Annotated in this window: 20 protein-coding genes and 1 riboswitch; of the genes, 5 read left to right on the top strand and 15 right to left on the bottom strand. The window is 67.9% G+C overall.

Annotation, left to right across the window (positions count from 1 at the left end; translation table 11 throughout):
• Position 1: 1 nt before the first annotated feature.
• On the bottom strand, positions 2–1507 hold the full coding sequence (locus tag C0R07_RS10500) for a CoA-acylating methylmalonate-semialdehyde dehydrogenase (protein ID WP_070474373.1): 1506 nt from the start codon (positions 1505–1507) through the stop codon (positions 2–4).
• Positions 1508–1618: 111 nt separating this feature from the next.
• Here C0R07_RS10500 and C0R07_RS10495 point away from each other — a divergent pair, with 111 nt between their 5' ends.
• Positions 1619–2989 (top strand): helix-turn-helix domain-containing protein, encoded by a 1371-nt coding sequence (locus tag C0R07_RS10495; protein WP_254427815.1) that lies wholly within the window; start codon positions 1619–1621, stop codon positions 2987–2989.
• A 154-nt stretch (positions 2990–3143) separates the two neighbouring features.
• On the opposite strand, the gene C0R07_RS10490 is transcribed toward C0R07_RS10495, so the two are convergent.
• The 12 genes from C0R07_RS10490 to C0R07_RS10435 all read right to left on the bottom strand — a co-directional run bounded on the left by C0R07_RS10490 (position 3144) and on the right by C0R07_RS10435 (position 14719).
• Positions 3144–5033: a patatin-like phospholipase family protein gene (locus C0R07_RS10490; RefSeq protein WP_102788848.1), complete on the bottom strand. Its 1890-nt coding sequence runs from the start codon at positions 5031–5033 to the stop codon at positions 3144–3146.
• A 144-nt stretch (positions 5034–5177) separates the two neighbouring features.
• Complete coding sequence (locus tag C0R07_RS10485; protein WP_102788847.1) at positions 5178–5714, bottom strand: lipocalin family protein; 537 nt, start codon at positions 5712–5714, stop codon at positions 5178–5180.
• Between the two features lie 28 nt (positions 5715–5742).
• Positions 5743–6816, bottom strand: a complete 1074-nt coding sequence (locus C0R07_RS10480) for a class I SAM-dependent methyltransferase (RefSeq protein WP_102788846.1) — start codon at positions 6814–6816, stop codon at positions 5743–5745.
• Positions 6813–7610, bottom strand: coding sequence for a DUF1295 domain-containing protein (locus C0R07_RS10475; RefSeq protein ID WP_102788845.1), 798 nt, complete (start codon positions 7608–7610; stop codon positions 6813–6815). Before C0R07_RS10475 ends, C0R07_RS10480 begins: the two co-directional genes overlap by 4 nt.
• Positions 7607–8164: a DUF2878 domain-containing protein gene (locus tag C0R07_RS10470; protein ID WP_070474363.1), complete on the bottom strand. Its 558-nt coding sequence runs from the start codon at positions 8162–8164 to the stop codon at positions 7607–7609. Before C0R07_RS10470 ends, C0R07_RS10475 begins: the two co-directional genes overlap by 4 nt.
• Before the next feature lies 1 nt (position 8165).
• Positions 8166–9422, bottom strand: a complete 1257-nt coding sequence (locus C0R07_RS10465) for an SAM-dependent methyltransferase (protein ID WP_070474357.1) — start codon at positions 9420–9422, stop codon at positions 8166–8168.
• Positions 9419–10186 carry a DUF1365 domain-containing protein gene (locus tag C0R07_RS10460; protein WP_070474354.1) on the bottom strand — a complete coding sequence of 256 codons (768 nt, stop codon included), beginning with the start codon at positions 10184–10186 and terminating at the stop codon, positions 9419–9421. Before C0R07_RS10460 ends, C0R07_RS10465 begins: the two co-directional genes overlap by 4 nt.
• On the bottom strand, positions 10183–11463 hold the full coding sequence (locus C0R07_RS10455; protein WP_102788844.1) for an NAD(P)/FAD-dependent oxidoreductase: 1281 nt from the start codon (positions 11461–11463) through the stop codon (positions 10183–10185). Before C0R07_RS10455 ends, C0R07_RS10460 begins: the two co-directional genes overlap by 4 nt.
• Position 11464: 1 nt before the next feature.
• Positions 11465–12424: an acyl-CoA desaturase gene (locus tag C0R07_RS10450; protein ID WP_102788843.1), complete on the bottom strand. Its 960-nt coding sequence runs from the start codon at positions 12422–12424 to the stop codon at positions 11465–11467.
• A 90-nt stretch (positions 12425–12514) separates the two neighbouring features.
• Positions 12515–13300 (bottom strand): anti-sigma factor, encoded by a 786-nt coding sequence (locus C0R07_RS10445; protein WP_102788842.1) that lies wholly within the window; start codon positions 13298–13300, stop codon positions 12515–12517.
• Entirely contained in the window at positions 13297–13866 is a 570-nt protein-coding gene (locus tag C0R07_RS10440; protein WP_102788841.1) for a sigma-70 family RNA polymerase sigma factor, read from the bottom strand. The genes C0R07_RS10445 and C0R07_RS10440 overlap by 4 nt, the downstream gene beginning before the upstream one ends.
• 70 nt (positions 13867–13936) lie before the next feature.
• A complete protein-coding gene (locus C0R07_RS10435; protein WP_080341449.1) occupies positions 13937–14719 on the bottom strand; it encodes a hypothetical protein in 783 nt (260 codons plus the stop codon).
• Positions 14720–14821: 102 nt separating this feature from the next.
• Positions 14822–15055, top strand: a riboswitch (cobalamin riboswitch).
• A gap of 214 nt (positions 15056–15269) precedes the next feature.
• On the opposite strand from C0R07_RS10435, the gene metE reads away from it, so the two are divergent.
• The 3 genes from metE (at position 15270) to pncA (ending at position 19006) form a co-directional block, all read left to right on the top strand.
• Complete coding sequence (gene metE / locus C0R07_RS10430; RefSeq protein ID WP_102788840.1) at positions 15270–17567, top strand: 5-methyltetrahydropteroyltriglutamate--homocysteine S-methyltransferase; 2298 nt, start codon at positions 15270–15272, stop codon at positions 17565–17567.
• Between the two features lie 70 nt (positions 17568–17637).
• The gene (locus C0R07_RS10425; protein ID WP_070426404.1) at positions 17638–18327 is read left to right on the top strand and encodes an epoxyqueuosine reductase QueH; all 690 of its coding nucleotides are present in this window, start codon (positions 17638–17640) and stop codon (positions 18325–18327) included.
• A gap of 52 nt (positions 18328–18379) precedes the next feature.
• The gene (gene pncA / locus C0R07_RS10420) at positions 18380–19006 is read left to right on the top strand and encodes a bifunctional nicotinamidase/pyrazinamidase (protein WP_046272299.1); all 627 of its coding nucleotides are present in this window, start codon (positions 18380–18382) and stop codon (positions 19004–19006) included.
• A 58-nt stretch (positions 19007–19064) separates the two neighbouring features.
• On the opposite strand, the gene purU is transcribed toward pncA, so the two are convergent.
• Together purU and aceE are read right to left on the bottom strand one after the other, a co-directional pair.
• Positions 19065–19916, bottom strand: a complete 852-nt coding sequence (purU, locus tag C0R07_RS10415) for a formyltetrahydrofolate deformylase (RefSeq protein WP_102788839.1) — start codon at positions 19914–19916, stop codon at positions 19065–19067.
• Positions 19917–19991: 75 nt separating this feature from the next.
• Complete coding sequence (aceE, locus tag C0R07_RS10410) at positions 19992–22664, bottom strand: pyruvate dehydrogenase (acetyl-transferring), homodimeric type (protein ID WP_019184835.1); 2673 nt, start codon at positions 22662–22664, stop codon at positions 19992–19994.
• Between the two features lie 224 nt (positions 22665–22888).
• On the opposite strand from aceE, the gene C0R07_RS10405 reads away from it, so the two are divergent.
• On the top strand, positions 22889–23821 hold the full coding sequence (locus C0R07_RS10405) for a LysR substrate-binding domain-containing protein (RefSeq protein ID WP_167390355.1): 933 nt from the start codon (positions 22889–22891) through the stop codon (positions 23819–23821).
• The last annotated feature ends 41 nt before the right edge of the window (positions 23822–23862 follow it).

Here is a 23862-nt window from a genome sequence, read left to right as displayed (position 1 = left end):
CTTACTTCAGGCTGATGGTGGTGTTGACGCCATGACCCAGCGTCTCGTCATCGAACCAGCGCGAGGTGATGGTCTTGGTCTGGGTGTAGAACATCACCACCTGCTTGCCGTACGGGCCCAGGTCGCCGAGCTTGGAGGCACGCGAGCCGGTGAACGAGAACAGCGGCACCGGCACCGGGATCGGCACGTTGATGCCGACCTGGCCGACGTCGATGTCTTCCTGGAACTTGCGGGCGGCCGCGCCGGACTGGGTGAACAGCGCGGTGCCGTTGCCGTTGGGGTTGGCGTTGATCAGTGCGATGGCATCTTCCAGGGTGTCCGCTTCCAGGATCACCAGCACCGGCCCGAAGATTTCCTCGTCGTACACGCGCATCCCCGGCGTCACGCCGGCGAAGATGGTCGGACCAACGAAGTTGCCCTTCTCGAAGCCATCGACCTGCGGGTTGCGGCCATCGAGCACCAGCTTGGCGCCCTGCTCCACGCCCGAGGCGATCAGGCCTTCGACACGCTCACGCGCGGCGCAGGAGATCACCGGACCGACATCGGTACCGGCGACACTGCCGCCGCTGACCTTCAGCGTCTTGGCCTTGGCCACCAGGTCCGGCACCCACTCGCGTGCTTCGCCGACCAGCACCAGGGTGGAGGCGGCCATGCAGCGCTGGCCGGCCGCACCGAAGGCGGCACCGACCATCGCATTGAGGCTCTGTTCCTTGTTGGCGTCCGGCAGCACCACGGCGTGGTTCTTGGCGCCCATCATGCACTGCACGCGCTTGCCGGCCAGCGAGGCACGGTTGTACACGTGGGTGCCGACGCGGGTGGAACCGACGAACGAAACCGCCTTAATGTCCGGGTGATCGCAGATCGCGTTGACCACGTCTTCGCCACCGTGCACGACGTTCAGCACGCCCTTGGGGATACCCGCTTCCAGCGCCAGTTCGACCAGGCGCATGGTGACCATCGGGTCCTGTTCGGACGGCTTGAGGATGAAGGTATTGCCGGTGGCGATCGCCATCGGGAACATCCACAGCGGAATCATCGCCGGGAAGTTGAACGGGGTGATGCCCGCGCAGACGCCGAGCGGCTGCAGAAGGGTGTACGTGTCTACGCCGTTGGCCACGTTGTTGGCCAGCTCGCCCAGCTGCAGGTTGCCGATGGCGGCCGCGTGCTCGACCACTTCCAGGCCGCGGAACACATCGCCTTCGGCATCCGGCACGGTCTTGCCCTGCTCGGCGCTGAGGATGTGGGCCAGCTCGCTCATGTTCTCGCGGATCAGCTGCTGGTACTTCAGGAAGATGCGCGCACGGGTGCCGATCGGGGTCTTGCGCCAGGTCTTGAACGCTTCCTTGGCCGAGGCGACGGCGGCGTCGACTTCGCCGGGGGTGGCAAACGGGACCTGGGCCAGGACGTCCTGGGTGGCCGGATTGACCACGTTCTGCCAATGCGAGCTGGCCGATTCGATGAACTGGCCATCGATCAACATGCGGATACGGGGCGCTGCAACAGTCATGGACAATCCCGGCGGGTCGAAAGTTGTTGGCATTATTCACAGTGCCACCCTCGATTTCCGGGCTGTATGCGCTTAATCTGGCCAATGCCCGCTACGATTCTTGTGAATTCTGTGAATAGCCAGCCTGTCCAACGCCAGCTCGGCCTGCGCCTGCTCAAACTGCGCGAGCAGCGCGGCTACAGCCAGTTGGCGCTGGCCAAGGCCCTGGGGCTGTCGGCCAGCTACCTGAACCAGATCGAGCGCAACAAGCGGCCGTTGACCCCGGCGGTGCAGGGCAAGCTGCGCGAGGTGCTGGGTGACGTCAGTGAACTGTTCGAGGTCGATGACCCCGGCGCGCTGCAGGAATCGCTGGGCGAGACCCTGCGCGATCTGGGCCTGGCCGATGTCAGCAGCACCGAGCTGCGCGCCATGGCCGGCAACCTGCCGCAGATCAGCCGCGCCCTGCTCGACCTGCACCGCCGCCACCTGATGCTGCGCGAGCATGCCGCCGCGCTGGAGTTCCAGCTGGGTGATGTGCACGCCGGGCAGGCGTTGCCTGCGGGCGATCAGGTCCGCGATTTCTTCAACCGCATGCACAACCACATCCCCGAGCTGGATGACCTGGCCGAGCAGCTGTTCGGCGAATGGGGGCTGGTAGCCGGGCACGTGGCGCCGCGCCTGCGCCAGCTGCTGGCCGACCGCCATGGCGTGCTGGTGGAAGTGGGGCCGCTGCAGGCCGGGCGCGAGAAGCGCGTCTACGACGGCGGCAGCCGCACCTTGTGGCTGCCCGACTATCTGGAGCCGGGCCAGCAGGCATTCCAGATGGCCGCCGAGCTGGCGTTGCTGGGCTATGCGGCGCAGATCGATGCGGTGATCGCGCGCGCGGGCTTCGGCGAAGCGGAGCAGATCGCGCAGGCGCGGATCGGCATGTCCAACTACTTCGCCGGTGCGCTGGTGATGCCGTATGCGCAGTTCCTGCGCGCCGCCGAGCACAGCGCATACGACATCGATGCGCTCGCCCATCGCTTCGGCGTGGGCTTCGAGGCGGTCTGCCATCGCTTGAGCACGCTGGCGCGACGCAGCGCGCCCGGCCTGCCGTTCTTCTTCATCCGTGTGGACCGCGCCGGCAATGTCTCCAAACGGCATTCGGCCACCGATTTCCACTTCTCACAGGTGGGCGGCTCGTGCCCGCTGTGGATCGTGTACGAAGCCTTCAACCAACCGGGGCGGGTGCTGACCCAGACCGCACGCATGCCCGACGGACGCCGCCACTTCTGGCTGGCGCGGCAGGTCAGCAGTGGGCCTATCGGGCACGGGCAACCGCGCAAGACCTTCGCGGTGGCGCTGGGCTGCGACCTGCAGCATGCCGAACGGCTGATCTACACACGTGGGCTGGATATCCAGAGCCCGGGCAACTCGGTCTCGATCGGCCCGGGCTGCCGGGTGTGCCCGCGCGAGGATTGCATGCAGCGCGCGTTCCCGCAGCTGCCGGGACGCGGGTAGCGTCGACCGTTGGTCGACGTGCGTCCGATGCCGCGAGTGTTGGCACCGTTGCGAAGAGCAGCCGACCGACGGTCGGCTCTACCGGTCATGTGACGTTTAGCTGGAAGCCGACCAACGGCGGGCAGGTCGGATCGGGATGCGGTCCATCGCCGACTCAGTAGATTGGCGTGACCTTCATCTGCGGCAGCGGGCGCGGTGCGCCGTCGGTGAGGTCCGGCCCGAGGTCTTCCCAGGTCTGGCCCTGCTCGACCATGTGCCGCCACAGCTGCTGCGATTCGCGCCGTTTGTCTTCCGAACTCAATCGGTAGGACGGCGGCACCGGCATGCCGGTGGCCACACTTTGATACGCCGCTTCGTATGCCGCCACGCGTTGTGCAGGGTCATCGGTGCGCGCCACATCCAGCGTGTAGCGCTGGTAGGCCGAGGCCAGATTGCGCCAGCGGATCCAGTAATGGTTGGCGAAGGAGAAATCGCAGAAGCGCTCGCCGGCGATGCTGCCCTTGTCGGCGATGCGGCTGAGCACGGCCTGTGGCATGTCCAGGTTCATGCCGCCCTCGTCGCCCTCCAGCGCCACATGCACGATGCGGTCACGGTAGCCCGGCGCGCGGGCCTGCAGCACATCGCGCCAGTTCTGCATGGTCGAGACGATCGAAAACAGGAAACCGGACATCTCCGCCGCGGCCATCGGCTGCGCGATGGCGTGGTAGGTGCGTTGCCAGCCATGGCGGTTCTCGGTGGGCAGGAACACGGCCTGCTCCGCGCGCGCATGCGCGTCGCCCTCAGCTACCACGCTCACGGCGTCGGCAGGCTGCGCGTAGACCAGATTGATGCCGAAGGTCGGCCAGCGCGGCAACGCGGCGTCGAACAGGTGGATCGGGAAGTTGCTGCTGATGCCGCCATCGGAGAACCAGCACACACGGAACGCGGCGATCACCGGACCACAGCTCTGGCCACCACTGGTGAGCCCTTCCATGCTGTCGGCGACGTTGGCGTTGTCGCGTCGGGGCTCGGCATCGGCGACCGGCTCGCAGCGACGCTCGCGCCGGGCCGGCTCGTGCAGTGGCACTGCGCTGATGAGTAGTGGGAAGCTCAGGCTCATGCGCGTGGCCACCAGCACCGGCAGGTCCTCGCCATCGACCAGGCGGTAGTAGTCGCGCCCCTCGACGTGTTCGGGAGTGCCGGCGCGCGCGACCAGCCAGTCGACCACGCTGGCCGGGAACAACTGCGCGAACTCCTCGCGCAGGAACCAGAAGTGCGCCGCATTGAACGGCAGCGTGCGCGGTTCGGTGTGGGAGACGCAGGTGGTGATCATCTGCAGCGTGATCGCGTGCGCGCCACTGGGCTCGCCGGGATAACGTGGTGCGGCATGCAGGTCGCCGAAGGTCAATGGCTGCTCGTCCGGCTTGCCGGCCAATGCCTGCAGCTGGGTGTGCAGCCAATCCGTCAGCGCCGGTCCGGAAGCGTTCGGCTGGGTGCTGCCATTGCACAGGCCAAGCAGGTTACGCCGTGCCACGCGCGCCACGCGCAGTGCCGAGGCCAGCACGCCAGCGCCGTAGGCGCACAGCAACGACGGCAGCAGCGTCGCCCAGATGCCGTCGATGCCCCCGGCGAGGTAACCGATGCCGAGCAGGCCCGCCAGTGAGACCAGCAGTTCCAGCGGTGCGATCGCGAATACCGCGGCGAGCAGGCAGGCAATCTTGCGCAGCAGGCCAGCCTTGCCGGTCAGCATCACCAGCAGGCGGTACGCGGTACGCGCGCCATACGCCGGCTGGAACAGGCTGTGGATGAAGCCCTGCCGGGACAACTGCGCCGATACCCCGGCCAGCCCCGGAAAGCCTACCGCCGCGGCCACCGGCTCACCGGCCTGGCGTCGCCGGTCACCCAGCGCCGCTGCAGCGGCCACGGCAGCGGCAATGGCGCCGGCCGAGGTGCCGCCGATGCTCTTGAAGCGGTACTCGCGGGCCAGCGACAGCACCGCGTTGGGATACACGATGCCGCTGGTGATGCCGCCCTTCATGACCAGATCGCAGTACTTGTCCGCCACGTTGCCGTCCTCTGTCCGCCCGTGCGCGGCCGATCCGCACACCCTCCCCGCCTGCCCCCGCAACGATGCAGGGGCCAAAGAGGTCGATGGCGACAGTATCGCCCGTGCGCTTCTCAGGGCCTGAGAAGCGCGGCACGGAACGGCCTATTCGGCCTTGCCGGACTGCGGCACGCGCCGCACCTTGGAGAGGTCATAGCCCAGCGCGGCGACCCGGGTCATCGCCGCCTGGTAGTCCGCGTCGGAGATGGTCGGGGTGCGGGCCATCAGCCACATGTAGTCGCGCTTGCTGCGGCCGACGATGGTCTGTTGGTACTCCGCGTCCAGGTAGACGATCACGTACTCGGCCTGGATCGGCCAGATGAACTGCATGCCCCAGACCGCGCCGCCCGTGCCGTCCTTGACCGTCCCGACCGGGTGCATCGTCTTGACCGGCGCTTGGAAGCTGCCCTTGCGATAGCGGAAGGTGGTCTGGATGCGGCCATCCGGACGCAGTGCGTAGGATTCCACTGCGTCGAACGCCTCGCGCTCGGGCCGGCTGGGGATATGGGCGATCACATACCAGTCGCCCATGAAGCGCGGCACGTCCACGTGCGCCACCGGCGGGATCGGACGGGTGTTGCCACTGCAGCCGCCGAGCATCATGCCGACAGCCAGCAGGGGAATGAGAGCGCGGATCGACATGACGGCTTCCTCCAGGAACGTGGGGTGATCACGGACGGTTGAACAGGTAATGGGCCACCTGCCACTGCTGGCCCTGCTGATAGCCGAACAGTTCCGCGCAGGCCATCCAGAACATGCGCCAGCGCTGGTGCCACAGTGCGGCCGAAGCATCGCCGTAGGTCTGGCGCAGCACGGCCATCACCGCCTCTTTCTCGCGGTCCTGGTTGGCCAGCCAGTGATTGGCGGTGCGCTCGTAATGGGTGCCGTCGAGCAGCCAGCGCTGCTGCAGCTGCAGGTGCTGCTGGAAGAACAGCAGCGTATCGGCCGCCGGCATCAGGCCACCGGTGAAGAAATGGCGGCCCATCCAGTTGTCGTCGCCCTCGGTTTCGAACGGGTACATCAGCGTGCGGTGCACGAAGATATGCACGAACAGCTTGCCCTCGGGGCGCAGCCAGCGGTGGATGCGCTGCAGCAGCTGCGGGTAGTTGCGCATGTGCTCGAACATCTCGATGGAGACACAGCGGTCGAAGGTCTCCGCATCCAGCATCAGATGGTTCACGTCACGGGTCAGCACGGTGACGTTGATCAGGCCACGCGCGCGGCACTGGCCCAGGATGTACTCGCGCTGGCTGTTGGAGTTGGAGACAGCGGTGATCTGCGCGTTCGGGTAGTGCTCGGCCATCCACAGCGTCAGCGACCCCCAGCCGCAGCCCAGCTCCAGGATGTGCTGTCCATCGGCCAGCTGCGCGCGCTCACCGTACAACGCGAGCATCGCCTCTTCGGCCTCGTCCAGCGTTTCGCTGCCCGTGGCGTAATAGCAGCTGCTGTACTTCAGGCGCTTGCCCAGGCAGCGATGGAAGAACGCGGCCGGCACTTCGTAGTGCTGGCGATTGGCCGCATCCACGTGCAGCGCCACCGCGCTGCTGGCCAGCCCGGCAATACTCGCGGCAAAGCGCTGCGACTGGACCTGCTGGCCACCGGCAAGCTCTTCGCGCAGGCGTTGCTCGCACTGGCGGCGGATGCCCAGCCGCAACAGCGCATCGGGCACGAGCCCACGTTCGGCCAGGCCGGTCAGGCCCGGTGCGTAGTCCGGCAGGGGCAGTTGGTCACTGGCGACATTCACGGTGAAGACTCCTTGCGGGCATGCGACGAACGGGAGGGGAACCACGGGAACAGCATCGGCGTGGTGCGCTGGTACTCGCGGTAATCCTCACCGCGCGAGCGCAGCGCCTGCGCCTCGGTGAAGGGAATGCCGCTGACCCAGCGCAGGAACACGTACATCACCAACGGGCCCGACCACGCCAGCCACCACAGCGGCGACTGCACGGCCAGCAGCACGTAAGTGAACCAGTGCAGCCACTCGAAGAAATAGTTGGGGTGCCGCGAGTAGCGCCACAGACCGTCACGACAGGTCTTGCCCTTGTTCGCGGGATTCGCGCGGAAGCGCGCCAGCTGGCGGTCGGCGATGGATTCACCGCTCACGCTCAGCAGCCACATCGCCATTGCCGCGATCAGCCAGCCCCAGCCCTGCGGTTGCGGATTGACCGACACGGCCACGAACGGCAGCGCGAACAGCACGATCAGCAGGGCCTGGAACTGGAAGAAGCCGAAGATCTTTCCCTGGTGGCCGTTCCAGTGCCTGCGCAGGTGCTGGTAGCGTCCATCCTCGGGTTCGCTGCGCACCCGGTGCCACAGGTGCAGCGCCAGGCGTGATCCCCACAGGCCACCCAGTACCGCCAGTGCGATCCGTGGCATCGCCGCACCATCGCCGAGCAGGGCCAGCAACAGGGCCGACGCGCCGACGCCCTTGGCCCAGAGCACATCGACCACGCCGATGTTCTGATGCCGGCGTTGCCACCACCAGCCCCAGGTCATGATCACGGCGGCATATAGCCACACCACCCACAGCATCTTCATCGTGTCTCTCCAGGAGTGAGTGTGTTCAAGGGGGCCGTGCGGCCCTGCCAATGGCGGGCGCAGGCGGCCAGCAGCGGCAGCGCGACCGCCCAGCCGAGGCCGAGCAGCAGCACGCCGTGCCACTGCGGTGTGGCGAACACCACCGAGGACCAACCGCGCGCAGCGGACAGATACGCCAGCGGCGCCAGCAGCAGGCCGACCAGCGCGGCGGCAATGAGATGCCGCTGCAGCACCGCGAACGACACCGTCAGCGTCATCGCGAAGGCGGCCCACAGGGCCAGAATCCAGACCGGTGCGATCCACGCGCGCTCATTGGCAGCCGCGTAGGTCACCCACCCGGACGCACCCGCCAGCCCATCCACGAGCAGGCCGCACCCGATCGCCACCAGCATGAGCCTGAGCTCCACCGACGGCTGCGCCGACAACGCCAGCTGGCTGCCCACGTAGGCAGCAGCCGCCACCAGCGCCGGCCAGCGCAGCCCGTGGCCGGCACCGATCACGGCGCACAGCCACACCAGCTGGTTGCCGATCACGTTGGCCCAGAATCGTGTCACTTCAGCCTTCCCCGGCAATCAGCGCGGGCCGGTAGCCCGGACGCGCCATCAGCAGGTGCGAGACGCCGATGGAGCGCTCCAGGAAGCCCCCCTCGCAGTAGGCCAGATAGAACTCCCACAGGCGGATGAAGGATGCATCGAAGCCCTGTGCGCGTACCGCGGGCAACTGGGCCAGGAAGCGCTGGCGCCAGGCACGCAGGGTCAGCGCATAGGACGGGCCGAAATCATGCTGGCCGATCAACTGCAGGTCGCTGCTGCGGGTCTTGGCGGCGACGATCGCGTTGATCGACGGAATGAAACTGCCGGGAAACACGAAGCGCTTGATGTAGTCGACGCTGCGCCGGGCCTGCTCGTAGCGCTGGTCTTCGATGGTGATGGCCTGCAGCAGCGCCAGGCCATCGTCCTTGAGCAACCGGGTGAGCGTGGCGAAGTAGGTGTCCAGGTACTGCGCGCCGATCGCCTCGATCATCTCGATGGAGACCAGCTTGTCGTACTGGCCCTCCATATCGCGGTAGTCCTTGAGCAGCAGGGTCACCTTGTCCTGCAGCCCGGCCGCCTCCACCCGCTGCCGGGCCAGCGTGTACTGCTCGACCGAGATGGTGGTGGTGGTGACGTGGCAACCGATGTGCCGCGCCGCGTACAGCGCGAAGCCGCCCCAGCCGGTGCCGATCTCGACCACGCGATCGGTGGCGGTGAGCTGCAGCTGCTCGCAGATGCGCGCGAGTTTGCGCTCGGAGGCCGCCTCCAGCGTGTCGTCCGGGCTCGCATACAGCGCCGAGGAGTACATCAGGTCCGGAGACAGGAACAGCGAGAAAAACGGATTGCCCAGATCGTAGTGCGCCGCGATGTTGCGGCGGCTGCCTTCGCGCGTATTGCGGCGCAGCCGGTTCCAGCCCTTCAGCAACCAGCCACCGACACGCGCCGGCCCGCCCTCCATGCCATCGAGCAGATCCCGGTTGCGCACCAGCAGCCGCACCAGCGCGACCAGATCATCGCAGCGCCAGTCGCCACGGATGTACGCCTCGCCTGCGCCCACACTGCCCTGCGCAGCCACTGCGCGATAGAAGGCCGGGTCATCCACCCACACCGTCACCTGTGGCGTGGCCTGTGGATCACCGATCACCACATCACCGAGCGCATCGCGCAGGCGCAGATGGCCGCCACGCAGCGGGGCGAGCTGAGCCAACAGGCGCCCACGCAGGAACCCTTCAAGGGCGGACGGCTGCGGCAGGGCCACCGCACGGGTCATGTCGTTCATGGGGATTTTCCGGCAAGAGAAGGGTGGTCATGGACGGGGTTGCGCTTGAGCCACAGGCGAAGCGCCTGCCAGTGGATCGCGGCCACCACCTTGAGGGTCATCAGCGGGTAGCGCAGCAGCACGCCGGCCAGGCCGCGCCCGGTGAGCGGATGGCGCTGCATCACCAGATCGGCATCGAACTGGCACGTCCCTTCGCGCCAGACCTGCATGTGCACGTGCAGGTCCTCGCCGGGCGCGGTGAAGCGCCAGCGGTACTCGCAGTCCATCTGCATGAAGGGCGACACGTGGAACTGCTTGTCGAACGACCAGCACAGCGCGCGGCCCTGGGCATCGGCCTGCGCCACCGGCAGCACGTAGGCGTGGCGCTCCTTCCAGGGCGTGTTGGTGATCTCCGCCACGATGCTGTCCAGCGTCGTGCCGTCGGCGGCATAGCAGTAATAGAAGCTCACCGGATTGAACACGTGGCCGGCATACCGCGGATGCGTCAGCAGGCGGATCGGCCCGGCGGGCGCGTGGCCCAGTGCCTCGGTGATGCGTGCACGTACGGCATCGACCAGCGGCTGATCGGGCGCACCGAGATAGTCGCTGCGGCGGAACTCGACCACGTTGCGGCGACCCACCGACCACAGCCAGCGCCGCTCGAACAGGCGCGGCAGTTCGTCCAGGTCCAGCAGCAGCTGCGCGATCGGGTAGCCGAACGCGTGCGCGTGCGGCGCGTGCCGCCGATGGCGCATCCAGCCGCGATAGATCGCACTGGCGGTCATGCCGGCAGTGCCTCGGCCAGCGGCCAGTAGGACTCGGCATCCAGCGCCTGCAATGCATCGACCACGCGGCGGGCACTGCGGATGCCATCCTCGTGGAAGCCCCAGCCCCAGTACGCACCGGCGAACCAGGTCCGGCGATGGCCCTGGATTTCCGTCCAGCGCTGCTGCGCCCGCACCATCGCGTGGTCGTGCACGGGATGGGCATACTGCAGGCGGCGCAGCACGGTGGCCGGATCGACCGCCTCGCTGCGGTTGAGGGTAACCACCAAGGGCGTGGGGGTATCGATGCCCTGCAGCAGGTTCATGCAGTAGCTGACCGTGCACGGCGCCAGCGGGTCGCGCGGCACATGCGCGTTCCAGGCGGCCCAGGCCTTGCGGTCACGCGGCAGCAGACTTGCATCGGTATGCAGCACCACCTCGTTGGGCTGGTAGCGGATCGCACCCAGTACCGCGCGCTCGGTGAGATCGGCATCGGACAGCAAGGCCAGGGCCTGGTCGCTGTGGCAGGCCAGTACCAGCTGGTCGAAGCCTTCCAGCCCGGCAGCGCTGTGCACGCGCACGCCATGCTCGTGGCGCTCCACCCCGAACACGGGACACTCCAGCCGCTCGCGGACCTGCCAGCGGCTGCGCAGCGCATCGATGTACCGTGCCGAGCCGCCCTGCACTACCCGCCACGGCGCGCGCCCGGTCATCTGCAGCATCTGGTGGTTGGCCATGAACTGCACCAGGTAGCGCGCCGGGAAGGCGGCCAGACTCGCCGTGGGCGAGGACCACAGTGCCGAGGCCATCGGCAGCAGGTGTTCGTCGATGAAGGTGCGGCCGTAGCGGCCCTTGGCCAGGAATTCGCCCAGCGAGGGGCCGTCATCGTCACGCTCGAGCAGCGCCGGTGCTTCGCGGTAGAACCGGCGCAGATCGCGCAGCATCCCCCAGAAGCGCGGCGAAACCAGATTGCGGCGCTGGCAGAACAGCGTATCCAGCGAGGTGGCGTTGTACTCCAGCCCAGTGCGCTCGCTGTGCACCGAGAAACTCATGGTGGTCGGCTGCGAGGCGACGCCCAGTTCCTCGAAGAGCCCGGTGAGCAGCGGATAGTGCGCGGGGTTGAACACGATGAAGCCGGTGTCCACCGCGTGCGTGCGGCCGTCGACCTCCACCTCATGCGTGTGGGTGTGCCCCCCCAGGTAGTCGTTGGCCTCGAACAGCGTTACTTCGTGCTGCTGGCTCAGCCACCACGCACTGGAGAGGCCGGCGATGCCCGATCCGATCACGGCGATACGCATGTCAGTGCTCCGCCTTGGCCAGCACCCAGGCCGGCACGGGTTTGAGATCGCGTACCAGGCCCAGCGCGGCCATCGCCCGCAGGCCATACCAGGTGACATCCACTTCCCACCAGTAGAAGCCCTGGCGCGCGGTACCCGGGAAGAAGTGGTGGTTGTTGTGCCAGCCTTCGCCGAACGTCAGCAGGGCGAGCCACAGGTTGTTGCGGCTGTCATCACCGGTGTTGAAGCGCTGGCGGCCGAAGCGGTGCGCCAGCGAGTTGATCGTCACCGTGGCATGGAACAGCACCACGGTGGAAATGAAGAAGCCCCACACCAGCATCTGCCCGCCGCTGGTGCCCCAGGACGGCGCGATGCGCTCGAGCAGGGCGCCCAGGCCGAACAGGGCAGCGGCCAGTGCGATCGGCACCAGCGTGTCGAAGCGGTCCAGCCAGCGCAGCTCGGGGTACTTGGCCAGGTCCGGAATGCGCGACCAGTCGGTGCGGAAGCCTTCCACGGTGAGGAACCAGCCCATGTGGCTCCACCAGAACCCATGCACCGAGGGCGAGTGCGGATCAGCGGCGGTGTCGGTGTGACGGTGATGGTTGCGATGATGCGCGGCCCACCACAGCGGCCCACGCTGCACGCTGGAGGCGCCGATCAGCGCGAAGATGAACTGTACGGTGCGCGACGTGCAGAACGTGCGGTGCGAGAAGTAGCGATGGTAGAACGCGGTGATCGCGAACATCCGGACCGCGTAGAGGGCCAGCGCCACGCCCACCGCGACCCAGGAGACACCTACCCAGATCACCGCCAGACAGGCCAGGTGCATCGCCGCGAAGGGGATCGCCCGCACCCAGTCCACGCGCTGCGGCTGGTCCACCGCGGCGGCAGCATCGGCGCTGGTATCGAACCAACGCCACAGCGTGGCCCAGCGGCGTCGCTGTGCGGTGCGTCCTGCGTCGGGGGTGGGGCTGACCGACATGAATCGCTTCTCCTGAGGCGTTATCAGGAGATACGGGAGCCGGCGGCGTTTGGATGCACGGATCCGGAAAATAATTCCGGACGTGCCCGGTTACAGGTTCGCGATGTCGCCCTTGGCGATGATCGGGCCGGTCGGAATGCCCTGCGGCGCACCGGTGGCCGGCTCGAGCGTGATCGCCAGCACCGAGCCGTTCACAAGCGCATCACGCAGCGCGTCCGGAACGGCAACCGTGTGCGCGCGATCGATGGAGACCAGACCGAGCGAGCGCGGTGCGCCTCCGGCCGGGATCAGCCACAGCTCCGGCGCGCGTCCGGCGGCATCGGCCGCGGCCGGGACTGGCACCATCAGCACCTTGCCCTGGGTTTTGTCGACCGAGGCCAGCCAGCCCGGGGTGCCATCGTCGTGCAGCAGCGGCGTGACCGGCCTGGTGGCCTGCTCCGGCTCGGCCGGCGTCGGCGGCGTGGTGGGTGTGACCGCGACCGGCGTGGACACCGGTGCGGTCGGCGCCAGGTCACGGCGGCTGAACACTGCCACCAGTGCAAGCGCGGCAGCCAACGCGGTCATGCCCTGCCAGAACCCGGTGCGCTGCCAGAGACGCGGGGAGCCGACCGTTGCGGCAGGCCAGCCCAGCGAGGTGCGGATGCGTGGCCACAGATGCGCAGGCACCGGTTCACTGCCGAGCGATGCGAGCAGGGGCGCAAGGCGGTTCTCCCACTGGGCGACCAATCGCGCGAAGCCGGGATCGCTGGCGATGCGGCGTTCAACCTCGGCACGCTGCGCGGCATCGAGCACCCCCAGCACGTACTCACCGGCGAGGATGTCGGCGCTCGGCGGTTCGCCGTCGTCATGCAGATCATGGAGGTCGCGGGCGTTCATCGTTCCAGGCACACCCGCAGTTGGCCCAGGCCCCGGCGGATCCAGCTCTTCACCGAGCCCAGCGGCGAACCAATGCGGCGCGCGAGTTCCTCATAGCTGGCGCCATCGAGGAAGGCCAGCCGGATCAGCGAGCGACGGCGCGGCTCCAGCGTATCCAGGCAGTCCTGCAGGCGCTCGTGATCCGACGCCTGTTCGGCCACCTGGGCCGGCTGCGGCGCGACATCGGGGAGTTCCTCGGCCACCGACAGATCATCCAGCGCGCGCGGCGGCGCGGCGCGGAGACGGTCGATCGAGCGGTTGCGGGCCAGCATCGACAGCCAGGTCATGGCCGCCGCCTTGGCGCGGTCGAACTGCGCCGCCTTGTTCCAGACCGCGGTGAAGACCTCCTGCAGGACCTCTTCGGCATCCCCGCGGTCGCGCAGCACCTGCAGGCAGATCGCGAACAGGCGGCCGGAGGCCAGCTGATAGACCGATTCGAACGCCTGGCGATCACCGCCGGCGACCCGGACGAGCAGCTCGTCCAGACGATGTGATGCAGCGGTAGCGGCGGCGTCCAGCTCCGGCATTGCAGGCTCAATGTCGATAACGGGCGTATCGGCATCCTCGTTGCTCCCGGCGCCGTCTGCAAGGGGGCGGTCAGGCACCGCATGTCTTCACCAGCGGCTGCGTCCGCGCGGCGGACAACTCGGCCGCAGGCGTGGCAACCGGTGCCGCCGGAAACTCGACCCGCACCTGCGGGTACCTGCCCTTCTCGTCACGGACGTTGCCGGTGCCGGTGAACTGCAGCAGGCGCTGGTCCGCGGTGGCGTAGACCAGGGTGACCGCCGGCACCGCGAAGCCGAACCAGGCATCGAGCTTCATCTGCAGCTGCTCGGCCGGCTCGCCCTGCCAGCTCACCGCGCCGGTGCGCTGGAGTTTCAACGGCACCAGGCGCTGCCGACTGGGCAGCAGGAACTGGAAGGCCACGCTCTGCCCGGCCTGCAGCGCGGCCCAATGGCTGCGCACCGCCGCATCGAAACCGGCATCCACCACCGCCCCCGAAGGAAGGGTGATGGCGCGGCTGAAGGTGGGTGCCTGGGCGCTGGCGCGGACCGATACCTGGCGGTCGGCGGCACGGCCGCGCACGCCTTCCTGATATCCGTCGCGACCATCGTCCAGGGTGAAATCCGGCGTCTGCGGGCTGCCCTGCGGGGTCATCCACTTGCGCGCGAAGGGGCGGCCGTCACTGCAGCGGTACAGCACCAGGCGCGACTGTGCGCTCGCCGGCCCCTGCAGCCAATGGGTCTCGCGATACAGCAGGCGGCCATCGGCAGTGGCGTACGCGCGGCCTTCCTGGCGCTGCACGGTCTGATCGGCGGCACTTACGGGGGCGGCGATCACCGACAGCAGCAGGATCAGGCAGGGCAAGGGCTGGCGCATGGAGGTCCAAACGGGCGGGCTTGCAGGGAGATACGCAGGCGGCGGTGGTTTGGATGCAGTGGGCGGATCGCGCAGACGACTTGACCATCGCTCCGCTTCGGCCTACCTTGTGCTCGCCGAAGGTATTTATCGCTTCATGCAGATGAAGGGATGGATTTAAACGGGAATCCGGTGAAGGCGCCTTGCGCGCCCATTCCGGAGCTGCCCCGCAGCGGTGAATGGAAACGACACCTGCCAACAGCACTGGGCCCTTGGGCCTGGGAAGCGGCAGGGAGTAGGTGGGCGCCCGCGCCCGTGTCCATCAGCCCGAATACCGGCCCCGGCCGGGGGACACGACCGTCCCCTGATTCGACCTGGAACGTCCGCGGGGAGGTTGCCGGGGCCTGCCGCCCTGCCTCCTGCATGGCGCTGCCCCCGTGCGTCCGCTTCACGGCATCCGGTTCGCCCGCGGGGGCGAAGGTCGCTGGCGGGGCGGAACGGGCTGCAAGGCCCCGGACGGCGCGCGGTTCCTTCGTTCCTCAATGCCCCTACGCAATGAGGACACGTTCCAATGACCACTGTTACCAACCTGGGTTTCCCGCGCATCGGCGCCAAGCGCGAACTCAAGCGCGCGCTCGAAGCATTCTGGTCCGGCGAGAGCAGCGCCGCGTCGCTGCAGCACACCGCGGCCGAGCTGCGCGAGCGCCACTGGCAGCTGCAGCGCGAGGCCGGCGTGGATGTGCCACCGAGCAACGATTTCAGCCTGTATGACCAGGTGCTCGATGCCGCCTTCCTGTTCGATGCGATCCCGGCCCGTTATCGCGCGCTCGCCGATGCCGAGCCGCTGAGCGGCTACTTCGCGATGGCGCGTGGCCTGCAGCGCGATGGCATCGACCTGCATGCGCTGGAAATGACCAAGTGGTTCGACACCAACTACCACTACCTGGTGCCGGAACTGCAGGCCGGCCAGGCCTTCACGGTGCGCGGCGACAAGCCGCTGGCCGAATACCGCCAGGCCAAGGCGCTGGGGATCGAGACCCGGCCGGTGCTGATCGGGCCGGTCACCTTCCTGCGGTTGTCCAAGACCACCGATGGCAGCAACGCGCTGGATCTGCTCGATGCGCTGCTGCCGGTGTACGTGCAGCTGCTGGGCGAACTCAAGGCGGCCGGCGCGGCGTGGGTGCAGCTGGATGAGCCACTGCTGGTGCAGGACCTGGACGAGGCCACGCGCACCGCGTTCGAACATGCCTACGCGGTGCTGGCCCAGGCCGCGCGCCCCAAGGTGCTGGTGGCAACCTACTTTGGTGCGCTGGAGGACAACCTCGCGCTCGCCGCGTCGTTGCCGGTCGATGGCCTGCATGTGGACCTGGTGCGCGCGCCGGAACAGCTCGACGCGGTGATCAAGGCGCTGCCGGCCGGCCGCGTGCTCTCGGCCGGCCTGGTCAACGGCCGCAACATCTGGCGCACCCATCTGGACAACGCGCTGGTGCTGGCGCGCTACGCCCACGGTCACGTGGGCAGCGATGCGCTGTGGCTGGCGCCATCGTGTTCGCTGCTGCATACGCCGGTCGATCTGGACCACGAAAAGAAGCTCGATGACGAACTGCGCAGCTGGCTGGCGTTCTCCAGGCAGAAGCTCGGCGAGCTGCGCGTGCTGGCCGACGCGATCGATGCACCGGCGCGTGCCGAGGCACCGCTCGCGCATTCGCGTGCGTGCATCGAATCGCGCCGTCGTTCGCCGCGCGTGCACAACCCGGCCGTCGCCGCGCGTCTTTCCTCGCTGACCCCGGCCGATGCACAGCGCCACAGCCGCTACCCGCAACGCCACCTGGCCCAGGCCGCCGCGCTGAAGCTGCCGCGCTTCCCGACCACCACGATCGGGTCGTTCCCGCAGACGCTGGAGGTGCGTGAGGCCCGCGCCCGCAACAAGTCCGGCAAGCTCTCCGATGCGGATTACGATGCGTTCCTGGCCACCCAGACCGAGCACTGCGTGCGCGTGCAGGAACAGATCGGGCTGGACGTGCTGGTGCATGGCGAGTTCGAGCGCAACGACATGGTCGAGTACTTCGGCGAGCAGCTCGATGGCTTTGCCTTCACCAAGAATGGCTGGGTGCAGAGCTACGGCTCGCGCTGCGTGAAGCCGCCGGTGATCTTCGGCGATGTGACCCGTCCGCAGCCGATGACCGTGCGCTGGTCGCAGTACGCGCAGTCGCTCACGCAGCGGCCGATGAAGGGCATGCTGACCGGGCCGGTGACGGTGCTGCAGTGGTCGTTCGTGCGCGATGACCAGTCCCGGGCGGACACCTGCCGCCAGATCGCACTCGCCCTGCGCGATGAAGTGACGGATCTGGAAGCGGCCGGCATCGGCGTGATCCAGATCGACGAGCCGGCCATCCGTGAGGGCCTGCCGCTGCGCCGTGCGCAATGGCGCGACTATCTGGACTGGGCGGTGGAAGCGTTCCGGATCAGCGCCAGCGGCGTGCGCGATGCGACCCAGATCCACACGCATATGTGCTATTCCGAGTTCAACGACATCATCCACTCGGTGGCCGCCATGGATGCGGACGTGATCTCGATCGAGACCTCGCGCTCGCGCATGGAACTGCTGGATGCCTTCGTGCGCTTCCAGTATCCCAACGAGATCGGCCCGGGCGTGTATGACATCCATTCCCCGCGCGTACCGGACAAGGCCGAGATGCTGGCCCTGCTGCGCAAGGCCGCCGAAGTGCTGCGCCCGGAGCAGATCTGGGTCAACCCGGATTGCGGCCTGAAGACCCGTGGCTGGCCGGAAACCCGCGCGGCGCTGGAAGCGCTGGTGGCCGCCGCGCGTGAACTGCGCGAGGAAACGGTAGACGCCAACGCCGCGTGATCGCCTCTTTGTAGACCGCCCCAAGGACCCCATCGCCGCCGTTGCCGGCGGTGGGGTCGACGAGAAACGCATGAACCTGCATGACCTGACACCGATCGACCGACCCACCCTGTCCCTGCCCGACGGGCACACCAGACTGCTGCTGCATTCGTGCTGCGCACCATGCTCGGGCGAGGTGATGGAAGCGATCACCGCGTCCGGCATCGATTACACGATCTTCTTCTACAACCCCAACATCCACCCGGCGAAGGAATACGAACTGCGCAAACAGGAGAACATCCGCTTCGCCGAGAAACATGGCGTGCCGTTCGTCGACGCCGACTACGACACCGACAACTGGTTCTCGCGTGCGCGCGGCATGGAGAACGAGCCCGAGCGCGGCATCCGCTGCACGATGTGCTTCGACATGCGCTTCGTGCGCACCGCGCTGTACGCGCATGAGAACGGCTTTGCGGTGATCAGCAGCTCGCTGGGCATCTCGCGCTGGAAGGACATGAACCAGATCAACGACTGCGGCCACCGCGCCGCCGCGCACTATCCGGGTATCCAGTACTGGGATTACAACTGGCGCAAGGGCGGCGGTGCCGCGCGGATGGTGGAGATCAGCAAGCGCGAGCAGTTCTACCAGCAGGAGTACTGCGGCTGCGTGTACTCGCTGCGCGACGCCAACCGCCACCGCCGCGAGACCGGGCGCGAGCGGATCAAGCTGGGCGTGCTGTACTACGGCGATGGCACCTCCCGGCAGGGCGACGCCGACTGACCGCTGCGGGGGCGTCGGCTAGACTGGGCGCCCCCTCCGTCGTGAAGCCGCCATGAGCCGTTACCCCGCCGATGTCGCCCTGGTCGTGATCGACCTGCAGCCGGATTTCATGCCCGGTGGTGCGCTGGCCTGCGTGGACGGCGATGCGATCGTGCCGGACATTGCGGCGCTGCTGGCCGAACGCCGTTACGGCACCGTGGTGGCGACCCAGGACTGGCACCCGGCCGACCACGCCTCCTTCGCCAGCCAGCACCCGGGCCACCTCCCGTTCGAGGCGATCCTGCTGCACGCGCAGCCGCAGACCCTGTGGCCGGACCACTGCGTGCAGGGTAGCGCCGGTGCCGCGCTGCACCCGGGCGTGGACTGGACGGTGGCTGACTTGATCCTGCGCAAGGGCACCCGCCGCGCGGTGGACTCGTACAGTGCCTTCCGTGAGAACCACGGTCCCGACGGGACCCGCCCGGCCACCGGCCTGGCCGGCTGGCTGCATGAGCGCGGCATCCGCGAGGTGCATGTGTGCGGCCTGGCACGCGATTACTGCGTGCTGTGGAGCGCGCAGGATGCGGTGAAGTCCGGCTTCCGGGTCAAATTCCATTGGGACCTGACCCGGCCGGTGACCGACGCCAACGATGGGATGGTGCGCGAGGCGTTGGCGAAGGCAAAGATCGCGGTGATCTGACGGGCGAACCCGGGCGCCGGCCGGAACGGCGTACCGACCAACGGTCGGTACCTACCCGTCAGCGGAAGACGACGGTGCGATGCCCGTTGCGCAGGATCCGATGCTCCACATGCCGGCGTACCGCGCGGGCCAGCACCTGCGATTCGGTATCGCTGCCCAGCCGCACCAGATCGCGTGGCGTCATCGCGTGATCCACGCGCGCCACGTCCTGTTCGATGATCGGGCCTTCGTCCAGATCCGGGGTCACATAGTGCGCGGTCGCGCCGATGATCTTGACCCCGCGCGCGTGCGCCTGGTGATACGGCTGCGCGCCCTTGAAGCTGGGCAGGAAGCTGTGGTGGATGTTGATCGCCCGCCCGGCCAGCGCCTCGCACAGGCGCGGCGACAGAATCTGCATGTAGCGCGCCAGTACCACCAGGTCGATCTGCTCGCGTTCGACCAGGTCGATGATCTGCTGCTCCTGCACGGCGCGGTTGTCCGCGTTGACCGGCAGGTGATGGAAGGGCACGCCGTACGAGCCGGCCAGCGCGGCGAAGTCCTCGTGATTGGAGGCCACCGCCGCGATGTCCACCTGCAGCTGCCGGCTGTGCGCACGGAACAGCAGGTCATTGAGGCAATGCCCCTGCCTGCTCACCAGCACCAGCAGCCGTGCCCGGCGGCGGGCATCATGCAGCTGCCAGTCCATGCCGAACTCGGTGGCCAGCGTGGCCATGCGGGCTTCCACGTCGCCCAGTGACTGATCGGCGGCCCGATCGAAGTGCACGCGCAGGAAGAACCGGCCGCTCTCGTCGTCGCCGAACTGCTGGGCATCGAGGATGTTGCAGCCCAGCTCGAACAGCAGGCCGGACACACGGTAGACGATCCCGGTACGGTCCGGGCATGACAGGGTGAGGATGGAATCGGGGCGCATCCGGCCAGTGTAAGCGAGCACCGCCGGGCTGCGGTCGATGCTCTCAGATGCAACCAAGGGGGCCCGTGCCAGCAGTTACACCGCCGTCGGGTCCACCTTTTCCACATCGATCCCGTACCGGTCGATCGCCACCTGCAGCTGGGCACGTTCGATCCGGCCCTCATCGGCCAGCGACTTGAGCGCGGCAAGCACGATGAAGTGGCGGTCGACTTCAAAGAACGTACGCAGTGACTCGCGCGTGTCCGAGCGGCCGAAGCCATCAGTGCCCAGGGCGGTGAAGCGGCGGCCGTCGATGAAGGGACGGATCTGGTCGCCGACGATCTTCATGTAGTCGGTGGCCACGATCACCGGGCCGGGGTGCGCGGCCAGGCACTGTTGTACGTACGGCACCCGCGGTTCCTGCACCGGATGCAGCAGGTTCCAGCGCTCGACCGCCAGGCCATCGCGGCGCAGCTCGGTGAGGCTGGTGGCGCTCCACACGTCGCTGGCGATGCCGAAGTCCTGCTGCAGCAGCGACGCCGCGGCTTCCACTTCGCGCAGGATCGCGCCGCTGCCCATCAGCTGCACGCGCAGCGCGGGGTCGCTGTCGGCGGCGGCGGGGTGCAGCAGGTACAGGCCCTTGAGGATGCCCGCTTCACTGCCTTCGGGCAGTGCCGGGTGCGGATAGGCCTCGTTGAGCACGGTGATGTAGTAGTAGATGTCTTCCTGGTCCACGTACATCCGGCGCAGGCCGTCCTGGATGATCACCGCCAGTTCGAAGTTGTAGGTGGGATCGAAGGAGACGCAGCTGGGGATCACCGAGGACAGCACATGGCTGTGGCCGTCGTCGTGCTGAAGCCCCTCGCCCATCAGCGTGGTACGCCCGGAGGTGGCACCGAGCAGGAAGCCGCGGGTGCGCGCATCGGCAGCCGCCCAGGCCAGGTCGCCCACGCGCTGCAGGCCGAACATCGAATAGAAGATGTAGAACGGAATCGTGGCCAGGCCGTGGTTGCTGTAGGCCGTGCCGGCGGCGATCCATGAGCAGATCGCACCGGATTCGTTGATGCCTTCCTGCAGGATCTGGCCGTCCTTGGCTTCCTTGTAATAGCTCAGCTGGCCGGCGTCCTGCGGGGTGTACAACTGGCCGAGGTAGGAGTGGATGCCGATCTGGCGGAACAGGCCTTCCATGCCGAACGTGCGTGATTCATCGGGCACGATGGGGATGATCAGCTTGCCCAGTTCGGGGTCCTTGAGCAGCGTGGTGAGGATGCGCACGAAGCCCATCGTGGTGGACTGGCCGCGTTCGCCACTGCCCTGCAGCTGGGTGGCGAAGGCCGACAGCGCCGGCACCGGCAACGGATCGACGTGGGTCAGGCGCGCCGGCAGCTGGCCGCCCTGGGCTTGGCGGCGCTGCGCGAAGTAACGCGCTTCGGCGCTGCCCGGCGCCGGGCGCAGGTAGGGCATCTCCTCCAGCTGGTCGTCACTGACCGGCAGATCAAACCGATCACGGAACGCACGCACCGCATCGGCGCTCATCTTCTTGAGCTGGTGGTTGATGTTCTGGCCTTCACCGGCCTCGCCCATGCCGAAGCCCTTGACCGTCTTGGCCAGGATCACGCTTGGCCGGCCGTTGCCGGCGACGGCCTGCGCGTAGGCGGCGTAGACCTTCTGCGGGTCGTGACCGCCGCGCGCGAGCGCCCAGATCTCGTCATCGCTCAGGTCCGCGACCAGCGCCAGCAGTTCGGGATACTTGCCGAAGAAATGCTCGCGCACATAGGCACCGTTCTGCGACTTGAAGGTCTGGTAGTCGCCATCCACGCATTCCATCATGCGCTGGCGCAGCAGGCCGGTGCTGTCCTTGGCCAGCAGCGCGTCCCAGCCACCGCCCCAGATCACCTTGATGACGTTCCAGCCGGCGGCACGGAAGGTGCCTTCCAGTTCCTGGATGACCTTGGCATTGCCGCGCACCGGACCGTCCAGGCGCTGCAGGTTGCAGTTCACCACGAACACCAGGTTGTCCAGGCGCTCGCGGCCGGCCACCGAGATCGCCGCCAGCGATTCGGGCTGGTCCATTTCGCCATCACCCAGGAAGGCCCAGACCTTGCGGCCCTGATGTTCCTTCAGGCCGCGGTATTCCAGGTAGCGCATGTAGCGCGCCTGGTAGGCGGCGGTGAGCGGCCCCAGCCCCATCGAGACCGTGGGGAACTGCCAGAAGTCCGGCATCAGGCGCGGGTGCGGATACGAGGACAGGCCATCGCGGTCGGATTCGCGGCGGAAGTTGTCCATCCGTTCCGGTGCGATGCGGCCTTCGACGAACGCACGGCCGTAGATGCCCGGCGCCGAGTGGCCCTGGATGTAGATCATGTCGCCGTCGAAGGTGTCGGTGCGGCCGCGGAAGAAGTGATCGAAGCCGACGTCGTACAGCACCGCTGCGGACTGATACGTGGCGATGTGGCCGCCCACGTTGGAGTGCTTGCCGGCGCGCAGCACCATCACCATCGCGTTCCAGCGGATCATCGCGTTGAGCCGGCGCTCGATGCCGAGGTCGCCCGGGTAGGCCGGCTGGCGTTCCACGGGAATGGTGTTGGTGTACGCCGTCCACACACGGCCATGCAGGTCGCCATGGCGGGCCGTGTCCAGCTCGGTCAGCTGGTCCATCAGGTAATGCGCGCGCGGGCGGCCGGCGGCGTGGATGACCGCCTCCAGCGACTCACGCCATTCCTGGGTTTCCTGCGGGTCGGTATCGAGGGGGGCGAGCGCTGGGTTCATGTCCATCTCCGGGGAAGGCTGCCAGGCCGTGCGCAGGACGCGACGGCAGCGGGGGCGGCACAACGCGGAAGCGGCGTCGCCCAGGCTGCGGAGCCGGGCGAGCAGGCAACCTGGCGGTTGCGGGACAGGCACGATAAGCAGGCCCCAGCGGGGCGGGTAGACCGGATGGGCTTGGCGCTTTATAAAGAAATTCTTTCCAATGGAGCGCGAGAATGGCGGCCAGCATGAACATTCTCCAGTCAATCCGCAGTTTCATCCGGACCGCCGATGCCGGCAGCCTGGCCGCGGCCGCGCGGACGCTGGGGGTCAGTCCGGCCGCGGTTGGGCAGAACATCGCCCGGCTGGAGGCGCATCTGGGCGTGCGCCTGCTCAACCGCACCACCCGCACCCTGGCCCTGACCGAGCGCGGCGCGCTGTACCTGGCCCAGGTGCGCCATATCGAACGCGACCTGCAGCGCGCCCAGGCTGCCGTGACCGATCTGGACGCCACGCCCGAAGGGCGCCTGCGGATGGCCAGCAGCACCGCCTTCGGCCGGCACGCGCTGGCGCCGCTGCTGCCCTCGCTTCAGGCGCGTTTCCGGCGCCTGGCGATCGAACTGCTGCTCACCGACCGCAGTGTGGACCACGCCCACGAAGACGTGGACGTCAGCATCCGGATCGAGCCGCAGTTGGAGGAAGGCCTGGTGGCGCGGCCGATCGCGCAGGTGCCGTTCGTGTTCTGCGCGGCCCCGTCCTATCTCGCGCGGGCTGGCATTCCCCTGACGCCGGAGGCATTGCGCGAGCACCGCTGTCTGCTGCTGCGCTACCCGCTGGACGGGCGCTACCTGCCGTGGGGCTTCGTGCGCGACGGCATGCGTTTCGATGCCGAGGTCGCCCCGGCGCTGGTCAGCGACGACATCGATGCGCTGGCCGCGATGGCAGTGGCCGGCGGCGGCATCACCCGGCTGGCCGCGTTCGTCGCCGCGCCCTATCTCGCGCGCGGTGAGCTGCAGGCGCTGTTCGAGCCGGGCGATGCGGAGAGCACGCAGGCCTCACCGGAGCCGATGCGGTTGTTCCTGTGCGTCAGCGATCGCCGCGATCTGACGCCGAAGGTGCGGGCGCTGATGCAGCACATCATCGAGGGGCTGCCGCCCGCATGGCGGGTGGACGCCGGCTGAGCGCAGGGCCACCCGGGATGCCGGCCAGCGGCCGGCACGAC

The organism is Stenotrophomonas bentonitica, assembly GCF_002887735.1.
Classification (GTDB): domain Bacteria; phylum Pseudomonadota; class Gammaproteobacteria; order Xanthomonadales; family Xanthomonadaceae; genus Stenotrophomonas; species Stenotrophomonas bentonitica_A.
This window is presented reverse-complemented; position numbering and strand designations above follow the sequence as displayed.

Excerpts from the sequence above, each read along its gene's own strand:
- C0R07_RS10500 (WP_070474373.1), bottom strand. The coding sequence starts at position 1,507 with ATGACTGTTGCAGCGCCCCGTATCCGCATGTTGATCGATGGCCAGTTC.
- C0R07_RS10485 (WP_102788847.1), bottom strand. The coding sequence starts at position 5,714 with ATGTCGATCCGCGCTCTCATTCCCCTGCTGGCTGTCGGCATGATGCTC.
- C0R07_RS10475 (WP_102788845.1), bottom strand. The coding sequence starts at position 7,610 with ATGAAGATGCTGTGGGTGGTGTGGCTATATGCCGCCGTGATCATGACC.
- C0R07_RS10465 (WP_070474357.1), bottom strand. The coding sequence starts at position 9,422 with ATGAACGACATGACCCGTGCGGTGGCCCTGCCGCAGCCGTCCGCCCTT.
- C0R07_RS10460 (WP_070474354.1), bottom strand. The coding sequence starts at position 10,186 with ATGACCGCCAGTGCGATCTATCGCGGCTGGATGCGCCATCGGCGGCAC.
- C0R07_RS10455 (WP_102788844.1), bottom strand. The coding sequence starts at position 11,463 with ATGCGTATCGCCGTGATCGGATCGGGCATCGCCGGCCTCTCCAGTGCG.
- C0R07_RS10450 (WP_102788843.1), bottom strand. The coding sequence starts at position 12,424 with ATGTCGGTCAGCCCCACCCCCGACGCAGGACGCACCGCACAGCGACGC.
- C0R07_RS10445 (WP_102788842.1), bottom strand. The coding sequence starts at position 13,300 with ATGAACGCCCGCGACCTCCATGATCTGCATGACGACGGCGAACCGCCG.
- C0R07_RS10440 (WP_102788841.1), bottom strand. The coding sequence starts at position 13,866 with ATGCCGGAGCTGGACGCCGCCGCTACCGCTGCATCACATCGTCTGGAC.
- C0R07_RS10435 (WP_080341449.1), bottom strand. The coding sequence starts at position 14,719 with ATGCGCCAGCCCTTGCCCTGCCTGATCCTGCTGCTGTCGGTGATCGCC.
- metE (WP_102788840.1), top strand. The coding sequence starts at position 15,270 with ATGACCACTGTTACCAACCTGGGTTTCCCGCGCATCGGCGCCAAGCGC.
- C0R07_RS10425 (WP_070426404.1), top strand. The coding sequence starts at position 17,638 with ATGAACCTGCATGACCTGACACCGATCGACCGACCCACCCTGTCCCTG.
- pncA (WP_046272299.1), top strand. The coding sequence starts at position 18,380 with ATGAGCCGTTACCCCGCCGATGTCGCCCTGGTCGTGATCGACCTGCAG.
- purU (WP_102788839.1), bottom strand. The coding sequence starts at position 19,916 with ATGCGCCCCGATTCCATCCTCACCCTGTCATGCCCGGACCGTACCGGG.
- aceE (WP_019184835.1), bottom strand. The coding sequence starts at position 22,664 with ATGAACCCAGCGCTCGCCCCCCTCGATACCGACCCGCAGGAAACCCAG.
- C0R07_RS10405 (WP_167390355.1), top strand. The coding sequence starts at position 22,889 with ATGAACATTCTCCAGTCAATCCGCAGTTTCATCCGGACCGCCGATGCC.